Consider the following 23715-nt stretch of genomic DNA (forward strand, 5'->3'; position numbering starts at 1 on the left):
GACCGGAAGGGCCGAGTGGGAGACGCCTGTCACAACGGACACCGTATGGGCGTCGTTCTCGGGAAAGGACCAGCCATGTCCAGCGCCACCTCCACCCAGCTGTCCGCACCACGCCGGACGCCGTCCGCCGACGGCCTGTGGCCGATCGCCCTCTGTTGGCTCGCCGTCGCGCTCGAGGGCTTCGACCTCGTCGTCATCGGCGCGGTGATCCCCACGCTCAGCCAGACCGGCGCCCTCGGGTTCACCGACGCCACGCTCACCACCGCGGCCACGATGGGCCTGGTCGGCGTCGGCATCGGCGCCGCCCTGATCGGCCCGGTCACCGACCGGCTCGGCCGACGACGGCCGCTGATCGCCTGCGTCGCCTGGTTCTCCGTGCTCACGATCCTGACGCCGATGGCACCGGGCGTCGACTCCTTCACCGCCCTGCGGCTGCTGGCGGGGCTGGGCCTCGGTGCCTGCCTGCCGGTCGCGCTCGCCTTCATGTCGGAGTATGCCGACGACCACCGCAACGGCACCGCGATGACCCGGGTGATGACCGGCTACCACGTGGGCGCCGTGCTCACCGCGCTGCTCGCGCTCGTCGTCATCGACGCCTGGGGCTGGGAGGCGATGTTCTACATCGGCGGCGTCGCCGGGCTGCTCACCCTGCCGGTCTTCTGGCTCAAGCTGCCCGAGTCCGCGGCGTACCTCTCCTCGCGGAGCGAGCACGCCGACCGGCCGCCGACCGCCAGGACGGCCGACGTGGTGCGCCGCCCCTACCTGCGCATCAGCATCGGCCTGTGGGTCGCCTCGTTCATGGGCCTGCTGCTCGTCTACGGGCTCAACACGTGGCTGCCGAAGCTCATGGGCGAGGCCGGCTACTCGATCGAGGCGGGTACGACGCTGCTGCTGGTGCTCAACCTCGGTGCGGTCACCGGGCTGCTGGTCGCCGGCCAGATCGCCGACACGCGCGGCAACAAGCCGACCGTGCTGGTCTGGTTCGCGGCGGCGGCCGTGTGCCTGGCGCTGCTGTCGATCAAGCTGCAGAGCACCGCGCTCGTCTACGCCGCGGTGCTGGTGACGGGCGTCTTCGTGTTCAGCGCCCAGGTGCTGGTCTACGCCTTCGTCGGCCACCTCTACCCCGACCACCTCAAGGGCACCGCGCTCGGCCTCTCGGCCGGCGTCGGCCGGGTCGGCGCCATCGTCGGACCGTCGATCACGGGCGCGCTCGTGACCGCCGGGATCGCCTACCCCTGGGGCTTCTACGTGTTCGCCGGCGCCGCGGTGCTGGCCGTCGGGGCGCTCGCGCTGGTGCCGGCGCACAGGCCGGCGGCCTGACGGGCCGTCGCGATCGCCGTGCGCAGGAGGTCGCGCAGCGCCGCGTCGGGCTCGGAGGACGCCGCGGCCAGGCCGCGGACCGCGCAGCGGGCCACCGTCGGCGCCGTGAACGCGCGGAACTGCCGGGGCGTGATCGAGCGGTCACCCGCGAAGTCGCGCGCCCACGCCGTCGCCAGCGGGACCCGCGCCAGGGCCGGTGGGATCTGCTCCGCACCGACGACGGCGCCGGGCCCGAGCCGCTGCACCATCTGCTCGCAGCGCAGCAGACCGGCCGCGAGTGCCCGTTGGAGCTCCTCCGGGACGTCGCCGATGGCCTGCGCCGCGACCGTCGCCGTCACGGCGACCTCGAACGCGAGGCCGTCGTCGCGCACGCCGACGACATCGGGGATGAGCACCGCGAGCTCGCTGCGGTGCTCGTCGGTGCTCGCGTCGTTGACCATCCGGGCCAGGTGGGCGAGCAGTGGGTGGGTGCACTTGGGGGCGTCGCTCCAGCGCTCGGCCGCGAGGACCGACGCCATCTCCATGAAGCACGCGCCCTTGCGGGGGCTGCGGTGCTTCCCCCGGCTGAGGACCGGCAAGCCGTCCGGTACGCCGTACGCCTTCACCTCTCCACGATGCGCCTGACCGGCGAGGGAGCGCAAGAGGCGATCAGCGGGTGATCGCCGGACTCGGCGCGCGGAGCGCGGCTCGCTGGGACGCGACGATCGCCGCCATCGCGGGCCGGGCGGCGTGCGCGAAGTAGGGGAAGCTGAGGAACCCGTGCGGCATCTGGTGGAAGTCCTCGACCCGGACGACGTTGCCGGCGTCGGCGAGCGCCTGCGCGTAGCGGATGCCGCTGTCGTGCAGCGGGTCGAGACCGGCGACCACGACGACCGCGGGAGGGAGGCGCGACAGGTCGGCTGCGTGGATCGGCGAGAGCCGGTAGTCGAGGCGGTCGGCGTCCTCGGTGAGGTAGTAGTCGCGGAAGACCTCGATGTCGTCGTTGCTGAGCACGATCCCGAGGACGTTGTCGAGGTACGACGCATCCTCCCGACCCGTCTCGCTCATGTCCGTCACGGGGTAGACCAAGGCCTGGTGGGCGATCGCGGGTCCGAGCTCGTCACGGGCCATGATCGAGACGACCGCCGCGAGGTTGCCGCCCGCGCTGTCGCCCATGACCCCGAGCCGCGCCGCGTCGGCGCCGAGCTCGGCCGCGTGGGCCGCCGTCCACAGGAGCGCGTCGTAGCAGTCCTCGACGGCTGCTGGGAACTTGTGCGCCGGGGCGAGCCGGTAGTCGACGGACACCACGACCGCGTCGACGTCGGCCGCGACGATGCTGCAGATCCAGTCGCACTGGCGGGCCGAGCCGAGCGCGAACCCGCCGCCGTGGAAGTTGACGACCACCGGCCGCGGCTCCCGCGACCAGGCCTGCGGGGTGTAGATCCGCACAGGGAGGTCGCCGTGCCTGGCCTGCAGGACGTCGGACCGGATCTCTACGCCCTTGCGCGGCCGGCCCAGGAAGAGCGTCGCCGGCCCGCCTTCGGGGATCGCGGTGACCTGAGCCCTCTGGAGCTGCTCCACCGACATTTTCGCTACGGACATCGAAGGAACGGACTTCATCAGCCGATCAAGGACGCGGACACCTGGGCGGATCGGGCTCCCCATGGGGTGGAGTCTAGTTATTGTCGCGTGGGGGACGTGGCTGGTGGTGGGGAAGCAACATGGACGCGAGTCGACGCTCGCACGTCGTGCGCATGCTCTGGGCTGTCGAGATCACGCTCCTCGCGCTGCACCTCGTCCACCCTGCGGGCACCGCAGGTGACCTCACCTACCAGCTCGGTGTCACGCTGCCCGCGGTCGTCGCCTGGGTCGGCGTCAACGGCGCCGCACCCGGCAGACGCGCCGTCCCTCTGCTCATCGCTCTCGGGCTCAGCCTCAGCGCGCTCGGTGACGCGCTCTGGCTCGTGTACTGGTGGGTGGGGCGCGAGCCGGACGTCTCCCTTGCCGACATCCCCTACCTGCTCAGCTACCTCGGCCTCGGGGGCGCGGTCCTCGTCCTGACCACCGTCCGTCGCTCCCCGCGCGTCCGCGTCGACGTGGACTCGCTGCTCGACGTCCTGACCGCGGTCGTCGTCAGCGTGCTGGTCATCTGGACGATCAGCGTCGACGCGATCGTCGCGGACGACTCCGCCGCACCGGTCACCCGTGTCGTGTCGGCTGCCTACCCGGTCCTGGACGCCGTGCTGCTCGCGCTGGTGCTCCGCGCGCTGTCGAACAGCCGCTCGCGAAACGCGCTCGGCGTGCCGTTCGCGCTCGGCGTCTCCTGCTGGCTGCTCGCCGACCTCGGCTACTACGTGCTGGCCGTGGAGGGCACGGTCTCGGCCGTGCTTGACCTCGGCTGGATGCTCGGCGCGATGCTGATGGCCACGGCCACCCTGCGCCCGCAGGCGCTCCCGGTACCGCAGGAGCACGCCGGACCCGACGACCAGCGCATGCACGCGAAGCTGGCCATCGCGATCCTCCCCCTGCTGGTGCCGGCCGCGGTGCGCGCGGTCGGGACGGCCACGGGTGTCGACGTGCCGGTCGCCTCGCTCGGACTCGCCACCGTCGCCCTGGTCGCGATCGCGTTCGCGCGCACGGCGCGGCTGCTGCGATCGGAGGCCCGGGCGCGGGTCGAGCTGGCCGCCGCGCGGGACGCCGCCCTCGCCGCCTCCCGCGCGAAGTCGGACTTCCTGGCCACGATGAGCCACGAGATCCGCACCCCGATGAACGGCGTCATCGGACTGACCGGCCTGCTGCTCGACACCGAGCTCGACCAGACGCAGCGCACGTACGCCGAGGGCGTGCGGACCGCAGGCGACGCGCTGCTGACCGTCATCAACGACATCCTCGACTTCTCGAAGATCGAGGCCGGCCACCTGGACCTGGAGACGATCGACTTCGAGCCGGCCCGCCTCGTGGACGAGGTCCTCGACCTGCTCGCCGAGCCCGCCCGCGAGAAGCACCTGGCCCTGGTCGCCCGATGCGCCCCCGGACTCCCCCACACCCTGCACGGCGACCCCGTGCGCCTCCGGCAGGTGCTGGTCAACCTGGTCGGCAACGCCGTGAAGTTCACCGAGCGCGGCGAGGTCACCGTCCGGGTCGACCTCGACGACCTCGGCGAGGGGACCGCCCGGGTGCGGTTCGAGGTCGCCGACACCGGCATCGGCATCGACCCCGCTCACCAGGCCCACCTCTTCGACCCCTTCTCCCAGGCCGACTCCTCCACGACCCGCCGCTTCGGCGGCACCGGGCTGGGTCTGGCGATCTCCCAGCAGCTGGTCACCGCCATGGGCGGCACGATCACGCTGGAGAGCGAGCTCGGACGTGGCAGCACCTTCCGGTTCGACGTGCCGATGGGCCCCGGCTCTCAGGCCGCGCCGCAGCGGGACGAGCACCCCGCGGCAGCACCGGAGCAGCAGGGCGCCGAGCCGAACGCCAGCCGCGGCCGGGTGCTGCTCGTCGAGGACGGCGAGATCAACCAGATCGTCGCGGAGGGCATCCTCGAGGCGCTCGGCTACCAGGTCGACCTCGTCGACGACGGCGCGGCCGGGCTGGCCGCGGTGACCGCGGGCCACTACGACGCCGTCTTCATGGACGTCCAGATGCCGGTCATGGACGGCTACGAGGCCACCCGCCAGATCCGTCGGCGGGAGGGCGGGCGCCGGCGCACCCCGATCATCGCCATGACGGCGGGCGCGGTGGCGGGCGACCGCGAGCGCTGCCTCGAGGCCGGCATGGACGACTACGTCTCCAAGCCCATCTCCCCCGCCGCCGTGGCGGCCGCCCTCGACCGGTGGGTCACAGCGCGCTGAGGCGACCTCCTCAGGATCGTCGAGCCGCGGCCGATCGGAGCGTCATGATCACGACGGACCCGGACGAGGGCTGGGTGCAGGCCTGGCTCGGCGACTTCCGCGACTGCCTCGACGGCGCGCACGGGGGTGCGTGGCGCTCGCGCGCCGAGCAGGAGCTGCGCGAGAGCAGCAGCGCCCTGTGCAGCGACCGTCAGCGCGCGGCCTCCTGGCGGCGTACCCGCGAGGACGTGCTCGGCACGTCTGCCGCCTGAACCCAGTAGCCTCCGGCCATGCCGTCCCGCACTCGCGCCGCGCGGTACGCCGCCCGCCGCAAGCGCCGGATGGCCGCGGTCGACCACGACCTGACCGACCACCAGTGGGCCGGGCTCGTCGCCGCCTGGGCCGGCTGCGCCTACTGCGGAGCAGCCGGCGGCGCACTCCAGAAGGACTGCATGCTGCCGATCTCCCGCGGCGGTCGCTACACGCTCGCCAACGTGGTGCCCGCCTGCGGGTCGTGCAACGCGAGCAAGTGCAACACCGAGCTCACGACCTGGATGCGGCGCAAGCGGCTCGACGAGGCGGCGTTCCTGGTCCGCCAGCTCGAGGTCCGGCGATCGGTCGAGGCCGCGCTCACCGGATGACGCGCAGCGTCGCCGTCGGCCACTACTCCTCGCTGTCGCCCTCGATGACGACGACCTCGAAGTGGTCGTCCAGGCGTACGTCGACGGTCGTGCCGTCGGGCTTGGTGACCTCGACCTCGTAGGTCGCGCCGTTCTCGTTGTCAGTCTCGACGCTGTTGGCGGTGCCGCCGCCGGTCGCCTCGAGTGCGGCCTTCGTCGCCGCGTCTGCCTGCTCCTGGGTGTACTGGTGGCTCGCGGGTCCGTCATCGCCGTTCGTCGCGACGGCGACGCCCCCTGCGGCGACAGCCGCGGCGATGGCGACGCCAGCGGCTCCGATCATCACGCTCTTGCGCATCGGCCTCTCCTTCGCTTCGTGTAGCCCCTACCCTGCTCCACGTCGGCTGAAGCCAACCTGAAGGCTGTGCGTCGGTCACCGATCAGTGCGCGTTCAGCCCGCCTTCAGCGCCAGGGTGGGACCGTTGAGCCGTGCGGATCCTGGTGGTGGAGGACGACAAGCAGCTCGCTGCGAGCCTGCGGCGCGGCCTCGAGGCCGAGGGGTACGCCGTCGACGTCGCGCTCGACGGCACCGAGGGCGAGTGGTTCGCGCTCGAGAACTCCTACGATGCGCTCGTCGTCGACGTGATGCTGCCCGGCCTGGCGGGAGATGCCCTGTGTGCGCGGCGTCGGGAGGCCGGTGACTGGACGCCGATCCTGATGCTCACGGCGCGGTCCGGCCCCGAGCAGGAGAGCCGGGCTCTCGATGCCGGCGCTGACGACTTCCTGTCCAAGCCCTTCTCCTTCATGGTCCTGACGGCCCGCCTGCGCGCCCTCGTGCGGCGCGGACGTCAGGAGCGACCAGCCGTCCTCCAGGTCGGCGACCTCCGCCTGGACCCGGCCACCCACCAGGCCTGGCGCGGAACGACCGAGATCGCCCTCACTCCCCGTCAGTTCTCCTTGCTCGAGTTCCTCATGCGACGCCCGGGCGAGGTGTTGCCGAAGTCCACGATCCTCGAGCACGTGTGGGACTTCGCGTACGACGGCCACCCGAACATCGTCGAGGTCTACATGCGCCAGCTCCGACAGCGCGTCGACGAGCCATTCGGCCGTCGGTCCCTCCAGACGGTCCGTCTGGTCGGCTACCGGCTGGCCGCCACCGACCCGGAGGAGTCATGACCCAGCGGCTGAGCCTGCGCACGAAGGCGACCGCGACCGGTACGGCGCTGTTCGCACTGGTCCTCGTCCTGGGTTCCGTCGTCCTCGTCTCGACGCTCGAGAGTCGGCTCATCGCCTCGTCTGACCAGCTGTCCCGCTCCCGGGTCGTCGACCTGCTCGACCTGGCCCGCACCGGCGATCTCCCGCCGGTGCTCACCAACCTCGACGACGACGGGATGGCACAAGTGGTCGGTTCGACCGGCGAGGTCATCGCGGCGTCACCGAACCTCGCGGGCCGAGGTCCGGTGACGGACCGTTCGGCAGGAACGGTGCCCACGGTGCGGACCTTCGAGGCACCCGACGACCAGGAGACCGAGACCTACCGGGTCTGGTCCGCCTCCGGGCAGAGCCCCGAGGGCATCGTTCACGTCTACGTCGGCAGCAGCCTGGAGTCCGTCGCGGAGGCGTCCTCGGCGCTGCGCCGGGCCCTGTGGATCGGCGTCCCCGTGGTGGTGGCCCTGCTCGGCACCGTGATCTGGCTGCTGCTCGGTCGCACCCTGGGTCGCCTCGACCGGATCCGCGCCGATGTCGACCGGATCTCGGCGGAGAACCTGCAGTCTCGCGTCGAGGGCGACGGCGTCGACGACGAGGTCGGTCGTCTCGCCGCCACCATGAACGCGATGCTCGGCCGGCTCGACCGATCCGCTCGGCAACAGCGTGACTTCGTCGCCGACGTGTCCCACGACCTGCAGAGCCCGCTCGCCGCTCAGCGCGTCGCCCTCGAGCTCGCGCTCCGCCCTGCCGGCGACGTGGACCGGGACCGCCTGCGGTCCGACGTACTCGGCCCGACGAGCGACATGGAGCGTCTGGTGCGCGACCTGCTGGTGCTCGCCGAGCTGGACGCCGACGCCGGCACCCAGCCCGCGGCCATCGATCTCGACGAGCTCGTCCTGGAGGAGGCGACCCGGGCGCGGGCCGGATCGACCGTCCGCATCGAGACCGGACAGGTATCGGGCGCGCCCGCCCGCGCCAATCCCGACGACGCTCGTCGCATCGTGCGGAACCTCCTCGACAACGCGGTCACCCACGCGGCGACCACCGTCCGCCTCGTGGTCGACGTCGACGACGACCAGGTGCGCCTCGACGTCATCGACGACGGTGCCGGCATCCCCGCCGACCACCGCGAGAAGGTCTTCGACCGGTTCTACCGGGCTGACGGGGCGCGCGCCCGCGGCTCCGGCAGCGGCCTCGGACTGGCCATCGCGCGCGGCTTGGCCGAGCGGAACGGCGGCCGCCTCGAGCTCCTGGAGAGCACGAGCGGGACCCACCTCCGGCTGCTGCTGCCCGTCCAGCCCGGGACGTGAACCCGACCTTTCGCGCACTCCGCGCTGCGGGTCTACACGTTGAAGCGGAACGACAACGGGGGTTTCGGTCGGTCGTTGTAATCTGTTGAAACAGCGCTCTGACCTGCAGGAATAGTGCGAGGACTTACTCCGGTAATCATCATTGGTTGGCATCGATTTCCGTGCCGGTGAGGGCAGATTGAGGGCAGAGCACTCCCTCGCGGCCGTTCACCACCTAGTTCACCACCCACGAAGACATCATCCCGACCGGGTGGGCATCCATCTGCAGAGGCTCCGGATACGCCGGCCAGACGTCGTGCGGCACGTCTCCGTCTCATGTTCCCCAGGCATGCCGCGGCAAGAGAGCGAGGTCTTGGACTGTCTTGTTTGCGCTGAGGGTCAGATGATTCCCGCCCGGACGGCCGTAACAACGGCATGGCGATTGTTGCGCGCACTGAGGAGGTTACGAAGCTGGCGCACCCCGCGGCGTATGCGAGAGGGAGACCCCCCTTCCGCGCGAGCGATCGAGGCGGCGGTCGCTCCCACGGCTAGAGCTTGCAGCAACATCAATTGACGACCAGTGCATGTGGGGGAATTGACAACTGCGGCGAGTGATCCGCGGGTGTTGCTGGGGTGTGCACGCCTGCCCTCGAACTTTCTTCTTAGCGACAATCCGTTGCGATTGCGGTCAGTGATTGCGGACGATGACGCCACGGTCCATCTGTCAGGGTTTGGTCGCGTGAGACCCTGCACCTCTACCCCGCGCTTCCGTGTCTACGGAGGCAACAGGGGGTCACACCCGCACGGCGTGACCCCCTGCTGTTAGCGGCTCGGACCCTCTCTCAGGCCGCCTTCCTCTTCAGCACCTTGACGGTGGTTCGGACGAGCACGTCGCCCGTGCGGTCCAGCACCCGCAGCACCGTCTTGCCGGAGAGGCTGGTGGGCACCCTGCGGCGGACGTCGAACTTCCCGTCCGTCACCTCCGCGGTGCCGAGCTTCTTGCCACCGAGGGTGATGCTCACCTTGCTCACCGGGAAGTCACGACCGCGGATCCGCAGCGTGGCGCCCGCCCGCACCTTGTCCTTGACCCGCACCTTCGGGGTCACCGGCGGCACCGTGGTGGGCGGCACCGTCGTCGGCGGGACCGTCGTCGGCGGCACCGTGGTAGGCGGCACCGTCGTCGGCGGGGGGGTGGTCGGCGGCGTGCTGGTGGGGATGACCGCCTCGGCGTAGGGCGTCAGGACGACGGGGCCGACGAGGCCGTAGCCGGCCGCCATGGCCCCGCTCTTCCTGATCCGGTTGACCGCGTTGCGCAGAGGCGTCGCGACCCGGACGGTCATGGTGTTGTCACCGGCCTTGAGCGTGTCGCCCAGGTCGATCCGTCGCAGGTCGGACTGGTCGAGCGCCGGCAACGGGGTGCCGTTCACCGTGATGCGCGCGGTGTCGGTGGCCGCGCCGAGCGAGAGGTAGGCGCCGTCGGCGCTGTCCCAGTCGGCCGGCAGCGTGACCGTCGTGGTGTAGGTACCCACCCCGGACTTGTCGGCCAGACCCGGCAGCGCGGACCAGGCCGGCAGCTTCCCGTCGGCTGCCGCGTCGACGTCGATGGGGCCCATCGCCGTCTTGACGGTGTGCGAGATCCCCGCGCGGCCTGTGGCGTCGGGACCGTAGGAGGCGACGTTGAGCGTCCAGTCACCGAGCGTGCGCTGGTCGGCGACTGCGTCGATGCTCGACGTGACGGTCGTTCCGTTGCTGAGTGTCGAGGTGACGTCACCAGCAGTCGTGGAACGAGCCAGCAGGGTTCCGTCCTCGTCGACGATCTTGTCGGCGTCCGTGTCGACGACGTGCACCGCTGCGGGAGCGCTGCCCGCGAGGTCGCGGTCGCTGACGGCGAGGAGCACGGCGTTGCGACGGTTCACGTTCATCGTGACCTCGACGGCGTCGCCCACCCGGTCGTACTCGGCGATCGGGGTGATGGTGCCGGACCACGGGTCGAGGGCGTACGGGACGCCGTCCCCGTGCAGGCGAACGGTCTCCGTCACGGCTGCTTCCGAGGGGTTGTGGAAGTAGTAGTAGTCCGTGTCGGGGGCCTGGCGTCGCACCGACAGCAGGCTTCCGGTCTCGGTCTTCTCGGCGGCGGCCGTCACGTCGAGCGCCTTGAGCGCGGCGGGCACGCCGCCCTCGTTGGCGACCACGACGACCTTCGCGTCCGAGTCGCCGATCAGGTCGTAGAGCTTGTTGACGTCGGCCTGGACCTGTGCGTCGTCGCCCGGCTTGAACCCGACAGCCGACACAGTCGGCGCGGTGGGCGACCCGATGATGACGACGGGGAAACCCTGCTGGGCGAGCTCGAGGACCTTGGCAGACGCCTGGGGACGGAACGTGGTCTGGCTGTTCAGCACGATCGCCCGGTAGCCCGAGCGGTCCGGGAAGAACACGCCGTCGCGCAGCTCGGAACCCGCGCTGTTGACGTTGCGGCTGCTGAGGTACTCGTAGGTGTAACCGGCCTTCGCCATCGCCGAGGACGTGGTGAACGGCGCGTTGAAGGTGTTGGTGTCCTCACGCAGGACCGCCACGTCGAAGCGCGGCTTGCCCTGGCGCAGGACGAGCCCGTAACGACCAAGGGCCTCGTTGACCGAGCGGTAGTCCTCCCACTGGGGCATGACCGGCCCGAAGTTCTCGGTGATGGACGTGCCGAAGCCGGACGCGCCGGGCCACCGCGAGCTGTTGCCGGAGTTCTCCGGCGACTCCAGGTAGGGCATGCCGTGGTAGATCATCCGCGTCGCCCCACCGGACAGAGCCTCGAAGGCTGCCGGGAGGTTGGCGACGTTCTGGCCGTTCGCGGTCGTGGACCATCCACCAGACCCCAGCGCGGCGCACTCGCAGGTGACCGCAGTGGTGCCGTTGAGGTGGGCTCCGACGGCGATCAGCTTGTGCTTCTCCGGGTCCCGGCCCATGTTGAGGGACTCGGTCTCGGGGATGTCGGTGAACGTGTTGGAGTAGGGCACGTCGATGCCGCCCGGGCGGGGATTAGCGTAGGACTGGAACCGCAGGACCATGTCGTTCTCGTGAGCCCAGGTACGCATCGGCTTGAGGTAGCGCTGCGTGTACAGGTCGTTCCACGTGTCCAGGTAGTCCTGGCGGATGCGAGCACCGGAGGGCAGGTCGAAGAAGCCTGCCTGGGTGCCGCTGACTGTCGCGTTGGCGATCGCCGGCAGGGCGGTGGAGATGTCGTAGCCGTTGAGCTGGCGGAACCGCTTGGCGAAGTCAGCCGTCCAGGTCTGGCCGTACGCCAGCTCGAGGGAGTCCTCGAAGAAGGCGGCCGGACGACCGGCGGCCTTCTGGGCTGCCAACGACTGCCGCGTCTGCGGGTCGTTGAGGATGTTGTTCTCCCAGTAGTCGGTGATGGCGCGGACGCCAGCCGCGCTCAGGTGGTCGGGGTCGTACGACGGGCCGACCATGGAGGCGTTGTAGTAGGCCGCGGCTGCGGAGGTGGAGTAGTAGCCGATCACCCACCACGGGTTGCCGTTGCCCACACCGAACGTGTAGTCGAGCGTGCCATCGAGACCGACACGATCGGTGACATCACGGATGGACGACGGGTCAAGGGTGCGGGTGCCGCCCGTGGCGGGGCAGTTGGCCGACGCACACTGCGCGACCAGCACGGAGACCACGTCGCGTCGCGCGACGTTGACCACCTCGGTGGTGGCGGCGCGATCCTGCGACAGGGGCGAGGCGATCTGGACACCGCTGCCGCGGCGGGTCACTGGAGTGCCGATCGGCGCTGCAGCCGACAGGGCGGGAGCGAAGGTGACACCGCGGCCGATGTTGCGGGCGGGCGAGCCGGACGCGTGGGCGGACGTCAGCGGTGCTGACAGTTGCACGCCCGTGCCGTTCACGCCTGCGGTGCCGTTGAAGATGCCGACCTCGGACGTCGGTCCGGTGATCGTCCGCAGCTCGCCGTCGACCGAGATCGTGTCGCCGACGTTGAACATGAACTGGCCGCTGTTGAAGTTCCCGGCCGGGGCGACCGCGGCGAGCTTCACTGTGCTGTCGCCGGCGGCGGCAGCGGCGACGAGGGTGGTCGCGGGCGCCGCGTGGGCGTTGCTGGAAGGCAGCACGTCGGTGATGGTGACGGTCTGCTCGCCGATGGTGAGCTGCTGGCCGACCTTCCAGCCGCGACCGAGGTTGTTGACCTTGACGTTGGTGGCGCCCGCAGCAGCCGGCGCAACGGTCTCGGCGCACAGCGACTGGGTGCCGACCCTGGTGACCACGACCTCCTCGGCGTTTGCGCCGGTCCCGACGGTCAGTCGGGCGCCTGGACCCATCGAGGCGGTGCTGGCGACCGCCAGGTTGCGACTGCCGGCAGCGGCCGGGAAGCAGAGCGTGGTGCGAGCGGTCAGTACGTTGTTGGGGCGACCTGCGTCGGTCGCGTACGGGTCCGCGGTGTCCGTGCGACCGGACTCCGGGAGTGCGCCCGAGAAGGTGCCGCCGGCGGGAACCTGGGTCTGGACGCTGATGAGCTTGCGTGCCACTGCGGGGTCGTTGATGTCGGAGAGCGTGGGAATCGACGGCCCCCATCCCGCGGCGTTGATCGCGTCGACCTGCAGGCCGTTGCGGTTGCCGAGCTGGAGTGCAGAACGCTGGACATCGGACCAGGCGGGGGTGCCCCAGCCCTTCTCAGCCAGGTACTCCTGGTTGAGCTTGTAGTTCAGGACGCCGTACTTCGGAGTCGTCGGGGTGACGTCCGCACCGAACGGCTGGAGCTCGACCCCGCCGCCACCGACGTTCTTCACGTCCTGCACCTGATCGGCGAGGGCGTCCGTCCTCACGTCGGCCATCGGGAGCCACCACCGGTACATCGGGCGGGTGGCCTGCGGCGGGTCGGCGAAGGTCGCCGTCGTGACGGCGGGTACGTCGGACCCGGAATCCGGGGCGGCGACCGGCGCCCCGGTGGCCGCCTGCTGAGGCGCCCAGGTGAGGCCGCCAACGGCCATGACGAGGATCGCCAGGCCGGGGACGGCGACACGACGCCGGCCTCGGGGTGGAGTCGTCCTCGCGGACGACCGGACTGAGAGACTCATGGTGCTCCTTCGCAGCGAGTCGCGCTGGCTGACAGCAGACGACAATCGACGCCGTGGGCGTTTCTTATGAAACGTTTCAGCGCTGGGTCGCTCCACGCTATGACGTCCGTCACATGGCCGGCAACGCTCGCCGCTCAGGTTGGCGACTTCTCGCCAACGGCGATCCAGGCGTCCTGCCCCCCGGGACGAGTCAGATGAGGCCGCGACGAGCGGCCCAGGCCACCGCCTGGATGGGCCGACTGACGCCGAGGGACGCGCAGATCTCGCTGAGCCGCCGGCTCGCAGTCCGGTGGCTGATGTGGAGACGGCGGGCCACCTCGTGCAGCGTCGCCCCGTCGGCGAGGCACGAGAGCAGGACGAGGTCGGTGTCCGCGACGGTGACACCAGGCGGCTGCACCTCGCCGAATCCGGGACTGCCAGCGGGACTGTTCACCAGAGAAGGAGCCAAGGACGCGACACCGTTCGACGACATCCGGCCCCTCCTCACTCCGCTCGGCCCACAGGACACCTGACCACGCGGGCGTGAGGCGTGGTTGAGCCGAAGATGAGCGTCGGATTAAGACGGATCCGGCGAGCGACCGGGTACTCGCAGCGTGGCCACGCATCCGCCTCCAGGTCGTGGAGCGAGGGCGGCATCGCCGCCATGGGACTCGGCGACGTCGGCGACGATCGCGAGCCCGAGCCCCCCGCCCGGCAGCGCCCGGGCGGTCGAGCTTCGCCAGAACCTGAGGAAGGCCTGCCGCGCCTCGGTCTCGGTGACACCACGTCCGCGATCTCGCACTGTGAGGACTCCTGCTCGCAGCTCGACCTCCACTCGCGTGCCTTGAGGTGAGAACTTGAGGGCGTTGTCGAGCAGGTTCACCACGGCGCGTTCGAGGGCGAGGTCATCACCCTCGACGACCCACGGTTCCGTCTCCACCTCGAGCTGGTGGTGACGGCTCCGGCGGGCGGCCCGGCGTGCAGCACGTTGAACCGTTTCGTCGAAGGGAACGGGATGATGGTCGACGCCTCGCTGGTGGCGGGCGGAGAGACCGACGAGGTCGTCGACGAGGTCCGAGAGCTCGATGGACTGTTCCTCGAGGTCCTTCAGCAGCACGTCCTCGTGCGCAGCTGGGAGTGGTCGCTCGTTGCGTCGGGATCGCCGGAGCAGGGCAACGTTGTTGCGGAGGCTCGAGAGGGGAGTGCGCAGCTCATGACCCGCGTCGGCGACGAGCTGGTGAAGTCTGTCTTGGGACTGCTTGAGCGATGCCAGCAGGGCGGCGACGGCGCGCTCCAGACGTGCCAGCTCGTCCTGGTCGCGGCGCCCGGGAATCGCCGGAGGATCGGGGAGGTCGGTCACACCAGCTGTTCCGGCCACGGCCGCCGCCTCGGCGTACTCGACGAAGCGGGTCACCGGACGCAGGCCGGCCCGGATCGCCCGGCCGGCCAGCAACCACGCAGCCAGACCGCCGAGCAGCGTGGCGCCGACCAGGCTCAGCGCCAGCGTTCGTCGCAGGTCGTACAGCGGGCTGAGGTCGCGGCCGACGACCAGGACGCTGCCGTCGGGAAATCGCTGGATGGCCACCCGCGCCGGTGCGCCGGACTCGAACACTCCGTCTCTCAACGTGAGGCGGCCTGGCTCGGTGTCGAGGTCGAGCACGTCCTCCGGCAAGCGGAGCGGCTCGCCCGTGGACGGGCACTGCGTGCCGTCTGCGCGAATGAGCTGCGAGCTGTAGAGCCCGAGGGACGGCAGGTCGGAGGAATCGTTGGCACACATGTCCTCCGGCGGGGGAAGGCGCAGCACCCCGTCCCGCGCGGCCGCCGGCGACGCCTGGAACGAGAGGTCCACCTCGTGGTCGATCGCGCGTACGACGATCGCGTATGCGACGGCGGAGGCTGTCGCCAGGCCGACGACGGCGGCGAACGCGGCCAGGAACGAGAGCCGCTGCCGCACCGACCATCTCTGCATCCAGCGGTGGGACGCGCTCGTCATGAGCCGGCGTCCTTCAGCACATAGCCCGCCCCTCGCACGGTGTGCACCAGCCGGGGCGCTCCGCCTGCCTCCGTCTTTCGACGCAGTGCGCTGATGAAGACCTCGAGGTTGTTGGACGCAGGCACGAAGTCGTACCCCCAGACGTTGCGCCAAAGCTGCTCGCGGGACAGGACCACGCGCGGATGGCGCATGAAGAAGCGCAACATCTGGAACTCCATGTGGGTCAGGTGCACGGGCCGTCCGCTACGGACCACGTCATGGGTGCGCGCGTCGAGCGTCAGGTCCCCCATCACGTAGACCTCGGCGTCCGTCGGGCTGGTCGAGCGCCGGACCAGTGCCCGCAGACGCGCCAGGAGCTCCTCGAGGTCGAACGGCTTGGGCAGGTAGTCGTCAGCGCCTGCGTCCAACCCCGCCACCCGGTCGCCCAAACCGTGACGAGCCGTGAGCAGAAGGACGGGCAGACCGTTGCCCTCGCGCCGCATCCGCCGGACGAGCTCGAGGCCCGACACCCCTGGCAGTCCCACGTCCACGACGGTGACGTCGAAGACGTCAGTTCGCAGCGCGTCCCAGGCGTCCTCGGCGCTCCTCGCGGCAGCTGCGCTGAAACCCTCGAACTCGAACGAGTGAAGCAGGCTCGCCGACAGTGCTGGGTCGTCTTCCACCACCAGAACGCGCATGGGCTGAGCATGGCACCAAGCTGGGCAAATAAGCCGAGAGTCTCGGCCTCGCCGATAAGCAGTCCGTTCGGCGACCCCGTAATGGTCCGCATCGACCGGACCGCCTGCTCCTCTGCACGTCGGAGCGCGGCCAAGCGACCATCTCCACACACCTCACCAAGTACTTCGCACCCCATGCACTGTCGGCCCGAGTTTCGGCGGACGAAAACCGGTGAGGGCTCGAGCGTGGCGCTGGCGCCGAGCGTCTGCTCATGTCCGAGGGAACCAACTTGTCCGATCGGCGCTCGGTCCACGTGCTTCTCCCCCCACCTGTCGACAAACGACGACGGCTAGCGCTGAGACACACCGGAGGAGCACCCGCCATGAAGCACGACACCGACAGTTCAGGACAGCAGACGCTCTGGGAAGAGACGCCCGAGCAACGGGCGACCACTGCCCGCCCGCGGCGTTCCGCAGGTCCGCACCGTGCGGCCGCTGAAGCTGGCGAGCTGTGGACGATCGAAGAGGTCGCCGACTACCTCGGCGTCCCGAAGCAGACCGTGTACTGCTGGCGCACCAGTGGTTACGGGCCTGCCGGTTTCCGCGTCGGCAAGCATCTGCGTTGGCGTGCCTCGACGGTGATCGCCTGGACGCTCGAGCTCGAGCGCCAGGGGTGAGCGACCCAGGCGACTCCGGGCGATCGTGCCCGCGATGCGGTGAGACCATCGTCGAAGTCATTCCAAGATTGCCGGGACGACCTCGGCGCTGGTGCTCGGCGAAGTGTCGCCGGTCAGCGTCCGAGGAGCGACGAGCCGCGGCGGCAGGAGCGATCGCCATTGAGTACGTCGAGGTCGAGATGTCCCTGGACGATCACGTGCGAGCGGTGCTGGCATCGCCTGCTGCTCGACTTCGCCGATCCTGGGGCAACCATCCAGTCCAGGCGAGCCGCTCGCTGGTCAACCTTCTGTCGGCGGCGCGCAAGGACTGCATCGACTGTGGCCGCGGAGTCCAAGTCCAAACCCGGAACCTCATCGATTCGGCCCTCGTTTCGAGCCCACTCAACGATCTGTGACCACGCCCAGACCCGCTTACCAGTCAGGTGAGGCTGCCGCGGTTGCGCCGGCGCGAGGCGGCCATGACGATCCCGACGCCGGAGGTCGTGCGGAGCATCCTCGAGTCATCCGAGCCGCGGTTCCGCGCCTTCGTCGGGCTGTGCGCGTTCGCCGGCCTACGACTCGGCGAGTCCGCCGCCCTGCAGATCGGGGACATCGACTTCCTGCGCCGCCAGGTGCACGTGCGCCGCCAGGTCCAGCGTCTCAACGGCTCGTTCGAGATCCGGCTGCCGAAGTACAACTCCGAACGCACCGTCCACGTGCCGGACGCGTTGCTGCAGATGCTGTCCGAGCACGTCGCGCTGGGTCTCCCCTATGACTGGCTCTTCGCCGAGGTGGAGGATGTGCCGCCGCACCAGAACACCATCGGCTACCGCTGGCGCACCACCCTCCAGCGGGCCGGGGTGACGGACGTCCGGCTGCACGACCTGCGCCACTTCTACGCCTCCGGACTGATCGCCTCTGGCTGTGACGTGGTCGCCGTCCAGCGCGCCCTAGGGCACGCCAAACCAACCACGACGCTCACCACGTACGCCCACCTGTGGCCGACAACCGAAGACCGCGTGAGGGACGCCGCGGCGCGCCTGGTCGCCGAAGTCGTTGCTTCTGGTGAGGGCACAGTGAGGGCAGAACAGGCCTGACGAGGCGCGAAACCGCCTCTGACCTGCGCAAACAGTGAACCGTCAGACGTTGAAGCGGAACTCCACCACGTCGCCGTCCTGCATGACGTAGTCCTTGCCCTCCATGCGGACCTTGCCGGCCTCCTTGGCCTTGGTCATCGAGCCCAGCTCGACGAGGTCGGCGAACGAGACGACCTCGGCCTTGATGAAGCCGCGCTGGAAGTCGGTGTGGATCACGCCGGCGGCCTCCGGGGCGGTGGCGCCCTGCGGGATTGTCCAGGCGCGGGTCTCCTTGGGGCCGGCGGTGAGGTAGGTCTGCAGGCCGAGGGTGTCGAAGCCGACCCGGGCCAGCACCTCGAGGCCGGGCTCGGTGACGCCCATCTCGGCGAGCATCTCGCGGGCCTCGTCGTCGTCGTCGAGCTCGACCAGCTCCGCCTCGAACTTGGCGTCGAGGAAGATCGCCTCGGACGGCGCGACGATCTCGCGCATCTTGTCCTTGAGGGCATCGTCGGCGAGCTCGTCGGCGTCGCAGTTGAAGACGTAGATGAAGGGCTTGGCGGTCAGCAGCGACAGCTCGCGGATCAGCGCCCGGTCGACCTTGGTCGCGATGATCGGCGTGCCGGCCTCGAGGTGGCCGAGCGCCTCCTTGGCGGCGTCGAGGCTGGCGACGAGCGACTTGTTGCCGCGGGCCTCCTTCTCCAGCCGCGGGATCGCCTTCTCGACCGTCTGCAGGTCGGCGAGGATCAGCTCGGTCTGGATGGTGGAGATGTCGTTGGCGGGGTTGACCTCGCCGTCGACGTGGGTGACGTCCTCGTCGCGGAAGACGCGGGTCACCTGGCAGATCGCGGCCGACTCGCGGATGTGGGCGAGGAACTTGTTGCCCAGGCCCTCCCCCTCGGACGCACCGCGGACGATGCCGGCGATGTCGACGAACTCGACCGTCGCGGGCAGGATCCGGGCCGAGCCGAAGAGCTCGGCGAGCTTCGGCAGCCGCTCGTCCGGGACGCCGACGACGCCGACGTTCGGCTCGATCGTGGCGAACGGGTAGTTCGCCGCGAGGACGTCGTTCTTGGTGAGCGCGTTGAAGAGGGTCGACTTGCCCGCGTTGGGGAGACCGACGATGCCGATGGTGAGTGCCACGGGCGGCGAGTCTACGGGCGTCGTACGACGGCCCCCCAATCAGCGGGCCGGGCGGATCGGCCCCCCGCCGGACGGCACCTCGTCGAGCACCTCGACCTCGTCGCCGACCCGGATCGTCGCGCCGGGCGTGTCGGGCACCAGGTTGACCCCGAACCACGTCGCGCCGTCCCAGCGCCGGATCTTGGCCAGCGACGCGATCGGCTCCTTCCCTCGGTCGGCCGTGTCGGGGTCGATCGTGGTGAGCACGCAGCGCGCGCAGCCCTTGACGGCGCGGAAGACGGCGTCGCCGATGCGGATGCGGCGCCAGTCGTCCTCGACCCAGGGGGCGACGCCGGCGACGACGACGTTGGGCCGGAAGCGGGTCATCGGCAGCGGCTCCCGCTCCGTCGGCGACGAGGCCAGCACGACGTCGTTGAGCGCGGCCAGCGACTCCTCGGTCGCCACCAGCAGCGGGTAGCCGTCGGCGAAGGACACCCGGTCGGTCGGCTCGCTGAACGCCGGGCTGGTCGTCCGCTTCCGCGGGTCGTCGAGGTGCACCAGCCGCGCGGGCAGCCCCGCGGCCTTGCTGAACCACGCGTCCGCCTCCGGCCCGGCGGCGGCCGCGGTGAGCCGGGAGCCCCAGATCGAGACCGGCACCTGGTCGGCCGGGTCCGGGGTGGGCACCACGAGCGGGGGCAGGTCGGGCGCGGTCAGCCGCAGCCCGTCGGCCGTGATCTCGGGGTCGACGAGCACGAGCCGGTTGGCCTCGCGGGCGGTGACGACCTCGCCGTCCTCGTCGACGATCATCCAGCGGCGGTCGCCGGCCAGGCCCCATGGCTCCACAACGACCGCCCCGAGGCTCTCGCCGCGGCAGGACTTCACCGGGAAGCGGTTGATCGCTGTCAGGTGCGCGGTCACGGGATCACGCTATTACCGGCTGCCGGGTCCAGGCGAACCGCAGCACCGTCAGCGAGAAGACCAGTGTCAGCGCCACGATCACCGCCTCGACGACCCCGCCACCTCCGGAGGTGAAGATGGCGTTCTCCACGTCGTAGAGCAGGTCCATGCCGAAGAGGTAGAGCCCGGCCGACCCCGCGCAGGTGAGCCAGAAGGTCGCCCGCTCGCTCCCCCGACGCAGCGTCAGGAACGCCAGCAGGCACGCGATGCCCAGCCAGAGGTCGGCGAGCGGGAAGGCGTTCTCGAACTCGTAGTAGGCGTCGGTGTGCTCGCTGGCCAGGACGTCCCGGTCGGCGAACCAGATCGTCCAGTAGGCGACGTCGATGGCGATCGCGATGCCGAGCATGGCGAGGATCAGTCTGCGCACGGAGCCAGTGTGGCCGCTGACTAGGGTTGCGCCCGTGCGCATCGCCACCTGGAACGTCAACTCCCTCCGCTCCCGCATCGATCGCGTCGAGGCGTTCCTGGACCGGCACGACGTCGACGTGCTCGCCGTCCAGGAGACCAAGGCGCGCGAGGAGCAGCTGCCGCTGATGGGCCTCCAGGCGCGCGGGTACGACGTCGCCGCGGCGGGCGTCAACCAGTGGAACGGCGTGGCGATCATCAGCCGGGTCGGGCTCGACGACGTCGTCGCCGGCTTCCCCGGCCAGCCGGGGTGGGGCGAGCCGGCCGAGCCCGAGTCGCGGGCGATCGGCGCCACGTGCGGCGGCGTACGCATCTGGTCGCTCTACGTGCCCAACGGTCGCAAGCCCGACGACCCGCACTACGTCTACAAGCTGGACTGGTACGCCCGGCTGCGCGCCGCGGCCCAGGACTGGCTCGACGGCGACACCGTGCTGGTCGGCGACTGGAACGTCTGCCCCACCGACGACGACGTCTTCGACGTCACGCAGTTCAAGAACTCGACGCACGTGACGCCGCCCGAGCGCGAGGCGTTCGCGGCGTTCCTCGAGGACGGGTGGACCGACACGGTGAAGGCCCACGACCCGGGCTACACCTACTGGGACTACTACCGGCAGCGCTTCGAGCGCAACCGGGGCCTGCGCATCGACTTCCTGCTCGGCTCGCCGTCGCTGGCCGGTCGGGTGACCGGTGCGTTCGTCGACCGCGACGAGCGCGACCCCGCCCAGGGCACCGGCTCGCCCTCCGACCATGCCCCCGTCGTCGTCGACCTGAGCGACTGACTCAGCGCCGGATGCGGTAGCGCACGTGGGTGGCGAGGGGTGAGTGCTCGGCGGCCACGATCTCGAGGCCGGGCGTGATCGTGCCGTCGAAGATCCGCTCGCCCGAGCCGAGGACGACGGGCGCGATCTCGAGCCAGAGCTCGTCCAGCTCGCCGGCCGCCAGCGCCTGCCGCACGGTCGACGCGCCGCCGGCGACGAGCACGTCGCCGTCGCCGACCGCGCGCGCCCGGGCGAGGGCGGCGTCGAAGCCGTCGGTCACGAAGTGGAAGGTCGTCCCACCGGCCATCTCGATCGGCTCGTGCTCGTGGTGGGTGAGCACGAAGACGGGAGCGTGGTACGGCGGGTCGTCTCCCCACCAGCCGCGCCACTCGCCGTCCCAGCTCTCCCACGGCCCGCGCACGGGGCCGTACATGTTGCGGCCCATGACATAGGCGTCGCGCGGCCGCGAGATGTCGTCGCGCCAGCGGACGTCGACCTCGGTGCGGTCGTCGGAGAACATCCAGTGATGCAGCTCCTCGCCGCCACGACCCAGCGGGTCCTCGAGGGTCTGCGCCGGCCCGGCCATGAAGCCGTCGGCCGACACCGTCACGTGCGCGGAGGTGGACGTCATGCCAGCTCCGACCCGCCGGGAGGTCCGGAGTCATCGGCCTCCCACGCACTGTCGGTGCTCGCCCCCATGCTGGCTGCATGGACACCCTGACGCTCTTCCTCACGCTCCTGGTCGGTCTCGGCCTCGGAGTGGTCGTCGGGCTGCTCTGGTCGCGCTCCCGCACGCCCTACACCGCCGGCCTGGTCGACCAGGCCGAGGTGATGCAGGGGCTCGACCGGCTCAGCGACCAGATGCACCACCTCGATCGCACCCGGGCCGCGTGGCAGGGCCAGTTCGACGCGCAGGTCGACCAGCTCCAGCGGGAGACCCGTTCGCTGTCGACCGCGCTGCGGCGCCCCCAGGTGCGGGGCCGGTGGGGCGAGCTGCACCTGCGCCGGGCCGTCGAGCTGGCCGGCCTGGTCGACCGGTGCGACTTCGCCGAGCAGGTGCGGCTCGACGACGGCGCCCGCCGCCCCGACCTCGTGGTCCGGCTCGTCGGCGGTCGCTGCGTCGTGGTCGACGCCAAGGTCCCGCTCGACGCCTACCTCGACGCGACCGAGACCGACGACTCCGCCGAGGGCGAGGCCCAGCACCGGCACCACCTGCTCCGGCACGCCGCTCAGCTGCGCAGCCACATCGACACCCTGGGCGCCAAGCAGTACTGGCGGTCCCTGCCCGAGAGCCCGGAGTTCGTCGTGCTGTTCGTCCCGGCCGAGTCGTTCCTGGCGGCGGGCCTGGAGGCGGACCCGACCCTGATCGAGTACGCCGCGGCGCGGCAGGTCGTGCTCGCGACGCCGACGACGCTGATCGCGCTGCTCCGCACCGTCGCCCACGGCTGGCAGCACGAGGCGCTGGCCGACCAGGCCCGCGAGGTGCACCAGCTCGGCCGCGAGCTGCACGACCGGCTGGCCACGATGACCGCGCACCTGACCCAGCTCGGCCGGTCGCTCAACGCCAGCGTGGGCCACTTCAACCAGGCCGTGGGGTCACTGGAGTCGCGGGTCCTGGTGTCGGCGCGCCGGTTCGGCGACCTCGCTGCGCCGGCCCAGGTCGAGTCCGCGGCCCGCTCGGTGGCCGGCGAGACCTCGGCAGGGCTCTACGCGGTCGACCGGCGCGGCGCCGATGACCCGGGGTCGGCGGACCCTAGCGTGGCACTGTGAGCCAGAGGACTCTCTGGGAGGAAGGGCACGAGTCCGGCCGCCAGGTGGCCGTGCTCGGGGTGGCGCTCGCCCTGACGTCGGCGGTCCTCGACCTGTGGCTCTTCGACAGCCTCACGATCTTCTTCGACATCTGCTTCGTGCTGCTCTGCGTCGCGACCGCCCTGCTGGTCCGACCGAAGGACTTCTTCACGGTCGGCGTGCTCCCCCCGCTCCTGATGGTCGTGGTGTTCACCCTGCTGGGTGCGACCCGGCCCGAGGCGGTCGCCGACGCCACCGACGGGGTCGTGCAGGTCGTGGTGGCCGGGCTGGGTCACCACGCCGGGGCCCTGGTGACCGGCTACCTGCTCTGCCTGGCGATCCTGGCGATCCGGCACCGGGTCCTGGGTCAGGCGGCGTCGAAGCGGCCGAGGTCTCCCGCGCCGACCCGGACGACCTCCGGGTAGCCCTCCGACCAGTCGACGACGGTGGTCGGCTCGGCGAGGGTCTCCCCCGCCTCGACCACGATGTCGACCTGGTGGTCGAGCTCCTCCTTGATCTCCCAGCCCTGGCTGCGCGGCTCGGTCTCGCCGGGCAGGATCAGCGTGCTGGTCAGCAGCGGCTCGTCGAGCTCGCCGAGCAGGCTCTGCACGAAGCGGTGGTCGGGGATCCGCACGCCGACCGTCTTCTTCTTGGGGTGCAGGAGCCGGCGCGGCACCTCCGGCGTACCGGGGAGGATGAACGTGTACGGGCCCGGGGTCGCGGCCTTGATCGCCCGGAACGCCGCGTTGCTGATCTGCACGAACTGCCCGAGCTGGGCGAAGTCCTTGCACATGAGCGTGAAGTGGTGCCGGTCGTCGAGGCCGCGGATCTGCAGGATCCGGTCACGGCCGTCGCGGTTGCCGATCCGGCAGCCGAGGGCGTAGCCCGAGTCGGTGGGGTAGGCGATCAGCTGGTCGTCGCGGAGGGCGGTGACGATCTGCGCGAGCAGCCGCGGCTGCGGGTTGTCCGGGTGGAGGTCGAGGAACCTGGCCATCGAGCG

At 70.7% G+C, this 23715-nt stretch carries 23 protein-coding genes; 11 read left to right on the plus strand and 12 right to left on the minus strand.

Translation table 11 applies throughout. The features are described from left to right. Positions 1-75: 75 nt before the first annotated feature. Complete coding sequence (locus tag HZF07_RS10010) at positions 76-1320, plus strand: MFS transporter (RefSeq protein WP_157341321.1); 1245 nt, start codon at positions 76-78, stop codon at positions 1318-1320. On the opposite strand, the gene HZF07_RS10015 is transcribed toward HZF07_RS10010, so the two are convergent. Together HZF07_RS10015 and HZF07_RS10020 are read right to left on the minus strand one after the other, a co-directional pair. Beyond that, positions 1245-1925: a hypothetical protein gene (locus HZF07_RS10015; protein WP_157341323.1), complete on the minus strand. Its 681-nt coding sequence runs from the start codon at positions 1923-1925 to the stop codon at positions 1245-1247. The genes HZF07_RS10010 and HZF07_RS10015 overlap by 76 nt on opposite strands. Before the next feature lie 43 nt (positions 1926-1968). After that, a complete protein-coding gene (locus HZF07_RS10020) occupies positions 1969-2880 on the minus strand; it encodes an alpha/beta hydrolase (RefSeq protein ID WP_157341325.1) in 912 nt (303 codons plus the stop codon). A gap of 140 nt (positions 2881-3020) precedes the next feature. Here HZF07_RS10020 and HZF07_RS10025 point away from each other — a divergent pair, with 140 nt between their 5' ends. Genes HZF07_RS10025 through HZF07_RS10035 form a run of 3 tightly spaced genes read left to right on the plus strand, consistent with a single transcriptional unit; the run spans position 3021 to position 5773 of the window. Continuing rightward, on the plus strand, positions 3021-5153 hold the full coding sequence (locus tag HZF07_RS10025) for a hybrid sensor histidine kinase/response regulator (protein WP_157341327.1): 2133 nt from the start codon (positions 3021-3023) through the stop codon (positions 5151-5153). Positions 5154-5197: 44 nt separating this feature from the next. Further along, positions 5198-5404 carry a hypothetical protein gene (locus HZF07_RS10030; protein WP_157341329.1) on the plus strand — a complete coding sequence of 69 codons (207 nt, stop codon included), beginning with the start codon at positions 5198-5200 and terminating at the stop codon, positions 5402-5404. 18 nt (positions 5405-5422) lie between these two features. Continuing rightward, entirely contained in the window at positions 5423-5773 is a 351-nt protein-coding gene (locus tag HZF07_RS10035; RefSeq protein WP_157341331.1) for an HNH endonuclease, read from the plus strand. A gap of 22 nt (positions 5774-5795) precedes the next feature. On the opposite strand, the gene HZF07_RS10040 is transcribed toward HZF07_RS10035, so the two are convergent. Then, positions 5796-6107 carry a PepSY domain-containing protein gene (locus HZF07_RS10040; RefSeq protein WP_157341333.1) on the minus strand — a complete coding sequence of 104 codons (312 nt, stop codon included), beginning with the start codon at positions 6105-6107 and terminating at the stop codon, positions 5796-5798. Between the two features lie 131 nt (positions 6108-6238). Here HZF07_RS10040 and HZF07_RS10045 point away from each other — a divergent pair, with 131 nt between their 5' ends. Beyond that, a complete protein-coding gene (locus HZF07_RS10045; protein ID WP_181645017.1) occupies positions 6239-6925 on the plus strand; it encodes a response regulator transcription factor in 687 nt (228 codons plus the stop codon). Further along, on the plus strand, positions 6922-8268 hold the full coding sequence (locus tag HZF07_RS10050; protein ID WP_157341335.1) for a sensor histidine kinase: 1347 nt from the start codon (positions 6922-6924) through the stop codon (positions 8266-8268). The genes HZF07_RS10045 and HZF07_RS10050 overlap by 4 nt, the downstream gene beginning before the upstream one ends. Positions 8269-9089: 821 nt before the next feature. On the opposite strand, the gene HZF07_RS10055 is transcribed toward HZF07_RS10050, so the two are convergent. The 4 genes from HZF07_RS10055 to HZF07_RS10070 all read right to left on the minus strand — a co-directional run bounded on the left by HZF07_RS10055 (position 9090) and on the right by HZF07_RS10070 (position 15977). After that, a complete protein-coding gene (locus tag HZF07_RS10055) occupies positions 9090-13241 on the minus strand; it encodes a glycosyl hydrolase (RefSeq protein ID WP_181645018.1) in 4152 nt (1383 codons plus the stop codon). 277 nt (positions 13242-13518) lie between these two features. Further along, positions 13519-13761, minus strand: a complete 243-nt coding sequence (locus HZF07_RS10060; protein WP_198346377.1) for a response regulator transcription factor — start codon at positions 13759-13761, stop codon at positions 13519-13521. A 123-nt stretch (positions 13762-13884) separates the two neighbouring features. After that, on the minus strand, positions 13885-15300 hold the full coding sequence (locus HZF07_RS10065; protein WP_157341340.1) for a sensor histidine kinase: 1416 nt from the start codon (positions 15298-15300) through the stop codon (positions 13885-13887). Further along, positions 15297-15977 carry a response regulator transcription factor gene (locus tag HZF07_RS10070; RefSeq protein ID WP_157341342.1) on the minus strand — a complete coding sequence of 227 codons (681 nt, stop codon included), beginning with the start codon at positions 15975-15977 and terminating at the stop codon, positions 15297-15299. Before HZF07_RS10070 ends, HZF07_RS10065 begins: the two co-directional genes overlap by 4 nt. Before the next feature lie 362 nt (positions 15978-16339). Here HZF07_RS10070 and HZF07_RS10075 point away from each other — a divergent pair, with 362 nt between their 5' ends. After that, positions 16340-16633 carry a helix-turn-helix transcriptional regulator gene (locus HZF07_RS10075; protein ID WP_157341344.1) on the plus strand — a complete coding sequence of 98 codons (294 nt, stop codon included), beginning with the start codon at positions 16340-16342 and terminating at the stop codon, positions 16631-16633. Between the two features lie 458 nt (positions 16634-17091). Beyond that, complete coding sequence (locus HZF07_RS10080; RefSeq protein WP_157344964.1) at positions 17092-17709, plus strand: site-specific integrase; 618 nt, start codon at positions 17092-17094, stop codon at positions 17707-17709. Positions 17710-17751: 42 nt separating this feature from the next. Here the strand turns inward: HZF07_RS10080 and ychF are convergent, their stop codons facing one another. From ychF to HZF07_RS10095, 3 genes are read right to left on the minus strand one after another with little or no spacing between them, the layout of a single operon-like run. Further along, positions 17752-18828 carry a redox-regulated ATPase YchF gene (gene ychF, locus HZF07_RS10085; protein ID WP_181645019.1) on the minus strand — a complete coding sequence of 359 codons (1077 nt, stop codon included), beginning with the start codon at positions 18826-18828 and terminating at the stop codon, positions 17752-17754. A gap of 39 nt (positions 18829-18867) precedes the next feature. Next, the gene (locus tag HZF07_RS10090) at positions 18868-19725 is read right to left on the minus strand and encodes an MOSC domain-containing protein (RefSeq protein WP_309504687.1); all 858 of its coding nucleotides are present in this window, start codon (positions 19723-19725) and stop codon (positions 18868-18870) included. 4 nt (positions 19726-19729) lie between these two features. Next, complete coding sequence (locus HZF07_RS10095; RefSeq protein WP_157341348.1) at positions 19730-20131, minus strand: hypothetical protein; 402 nt, start codon at positions 20129-20131, stop codon at positions 19730-19732. 34 nt (positions 20132-20165) lie between these two features. On the opposite strand from HZF07_RS10095, the gene HZF07_RS10100 reads away from it, so the two are divergent. Continuing rightward, entirely contained in the window at positions 20166-20948 is a 783-nt protein-coding gene (locus HZF07_RS10100) for an exodeoxyribonuclease III (RefSeq protein WP_181645020.1), read from the plus strand. A 1-nt stretch (position 20949) separates the two neighbouring features. On the opposite strand, the gene HZF07_RS10105 is transcribed toward HZF07_RS10100, so the two are convergent. Continuing rightward, positions 20950-21558 (minus strand): dihydrofolate reductase family protein, encoded by a 609-nt coding sequence (locus tag HZF07_RS10105; protein ID WP_157341352.1) that lies wholly within the window; start codon positions 21556-21558, stop codon positions 20950-20952. A 77-nt stretch (positions 21559-21635) separates the two neighbouring features. Here HZF07_RS10105 and HZF07_RS10110 point away from each other — a divergent pair, with 77 nt between their 5' ends. Beyond that, on the plus strand, positions 21636-22697 hold the full coding sequence (locus tag HZF07_RS10110; RefSeq protein ID WP_157341354.1) for a DNA recombination protein RmuC: 1062 nt from the start codon (positions 21636-21638) through the stop codon (positions 22695-22697). Continuing rightward, entirely contained in the window at positions 22694-23140 is a 447-nt protein-coding gene (locus HZF07_RS10115) for a DUF6542 domain-containing protein (RefSeq protein ID WP_181645021.1), read from the plus strand. Before HZF07_RS10110 ends, HZF07_RS10115 begins: the two co-directional genes overlap by 4 nt. Here the strand turns inward: HZF07_RS10115 and HZF07_RS10120 are convergent. Then, a complete protein-coding gene (locus HZF07_RS10120) occupies positions 23083-23709 on the minus strand; it encodes an L-threonylcarbamoyladenylate synthase (RefSeq protein ID WP_157341356.1) in 627 nt (208 codons plus the stop codon). The two genes, HZF07_RS10115 and HZF07_RS10120, sit on opposite strands and share 58 nt — an antisense overlap. Positions 23710-23715: the final 6 nt, after the last annotated feature.

Source organism: Nocardioides agri (assembly GCF_013778305.1).
Classification (GTDB): Bacteria; Actinomycetota; Actinomycetes; order Propionibacteriales; family Nocardioidaceae; genus Nocardioides; species Nocardioides agri.

Bases quoted from the DNA above. Each gene is read 5' to 3' on its own strand.
- HZF07_RS10080 (WP_157344964.1), top strand. From the start codon at position 17,092: ATGACGATCCCGACGCCGGAGGTCGTGCGGAGCATCCTCGAGTCATCC.
- HZF07_RS10065 (WP_157341340.1), bottom strand. From the start codon at position 15,300: ATGACGAGCGCGTCCCACCGCTGGATGCAGAGATGGTCGGTGCGGCAG.
- HZF07_RS10030 (WP_157341329.1), top strand. From the start codon at position 5,198: ATGATCACGACGGACCCGGACGAGGGCTGGGTGCAGGCCTGGCTCGGC.
- HZF07_RS10010 (WP_157341321.1), top strand. From the start codon at position 76: ATGTCCAGCGCCACCTCCACCCAGCTGTCCGCACCACGCCGGACGCCG.
- HZF07_RS10075 (WP_157341344.1), top strand. From the start codon at position 16,340: ATGAAGCACGACACCGACAGTTCAGGACAGCAGACGCTCTGGGAAGAG.
- HZF07_RS10105 (WP_157341352.1), bottom strand. From the start codon at position 21,558: ATGACGTCCACCTCCGCGCACGTGACGGTGTCGGCCGACGGCTTCATG.
- HZF07_RS10050 (WP_157341335.1), top strand. From the start codon at position 6,922: ATGACCCAGCGGCTGAGCCTGCGCACGAAGGCGACCGCGACCGGTACG.
- HZF07_RS10110 (WP_157341354.1), top strand. From the start codon at position 21,636: ATGGACACCCTGACGCTCTTCCTCACGCTCCTGGTCGGTCTCGGCCTC.
- HZF07_RS10025 (WP_157341327.1), top strand. From the start codon at position 3,021: ATGGACGCGAGTCGACGCTCGCACGTCGTGCGCATGCTCTGGGCTGTC.
- HZF07_RS10055 (WP_181645018.1), bottom strand. From the start codon at position 13,241: ATGGCCGTTGGCGGCCTCACCTGGGCGCCTCAGCAGGCGGCCACCGGG.
- HZF07_RS10070 (WP_157341342.1), bottom strand. From the start codon at position 15,977: ATGCGCGTTCTGGTGGTGGAAGACGACCCAGCACTGTCGGCGAGCCTG.
- HZF07_RS10040 (WP_157341333.1), bottom strand. From the start codon at position 6,107: ATGCGCAAGAGCGTGATGATCGGAGCCGCTGGCGTCGCCATCGCCGCG.
- HZF07_RS10035 (WP_157341331.1), top strand. From the start codon at position 5,423: ATGCCGTCCCGCACTCGCGCCGCGCGGTACGCCGCCCGCCGCAAGCGC.
- HZF07_RS10120 (WP_157341356.1), bottom strand. From the start codon at position 23,709: ATGGCCAGGTTCCTCGACCTCCACCCGGACAACCCGCAGCCGCGGCTG.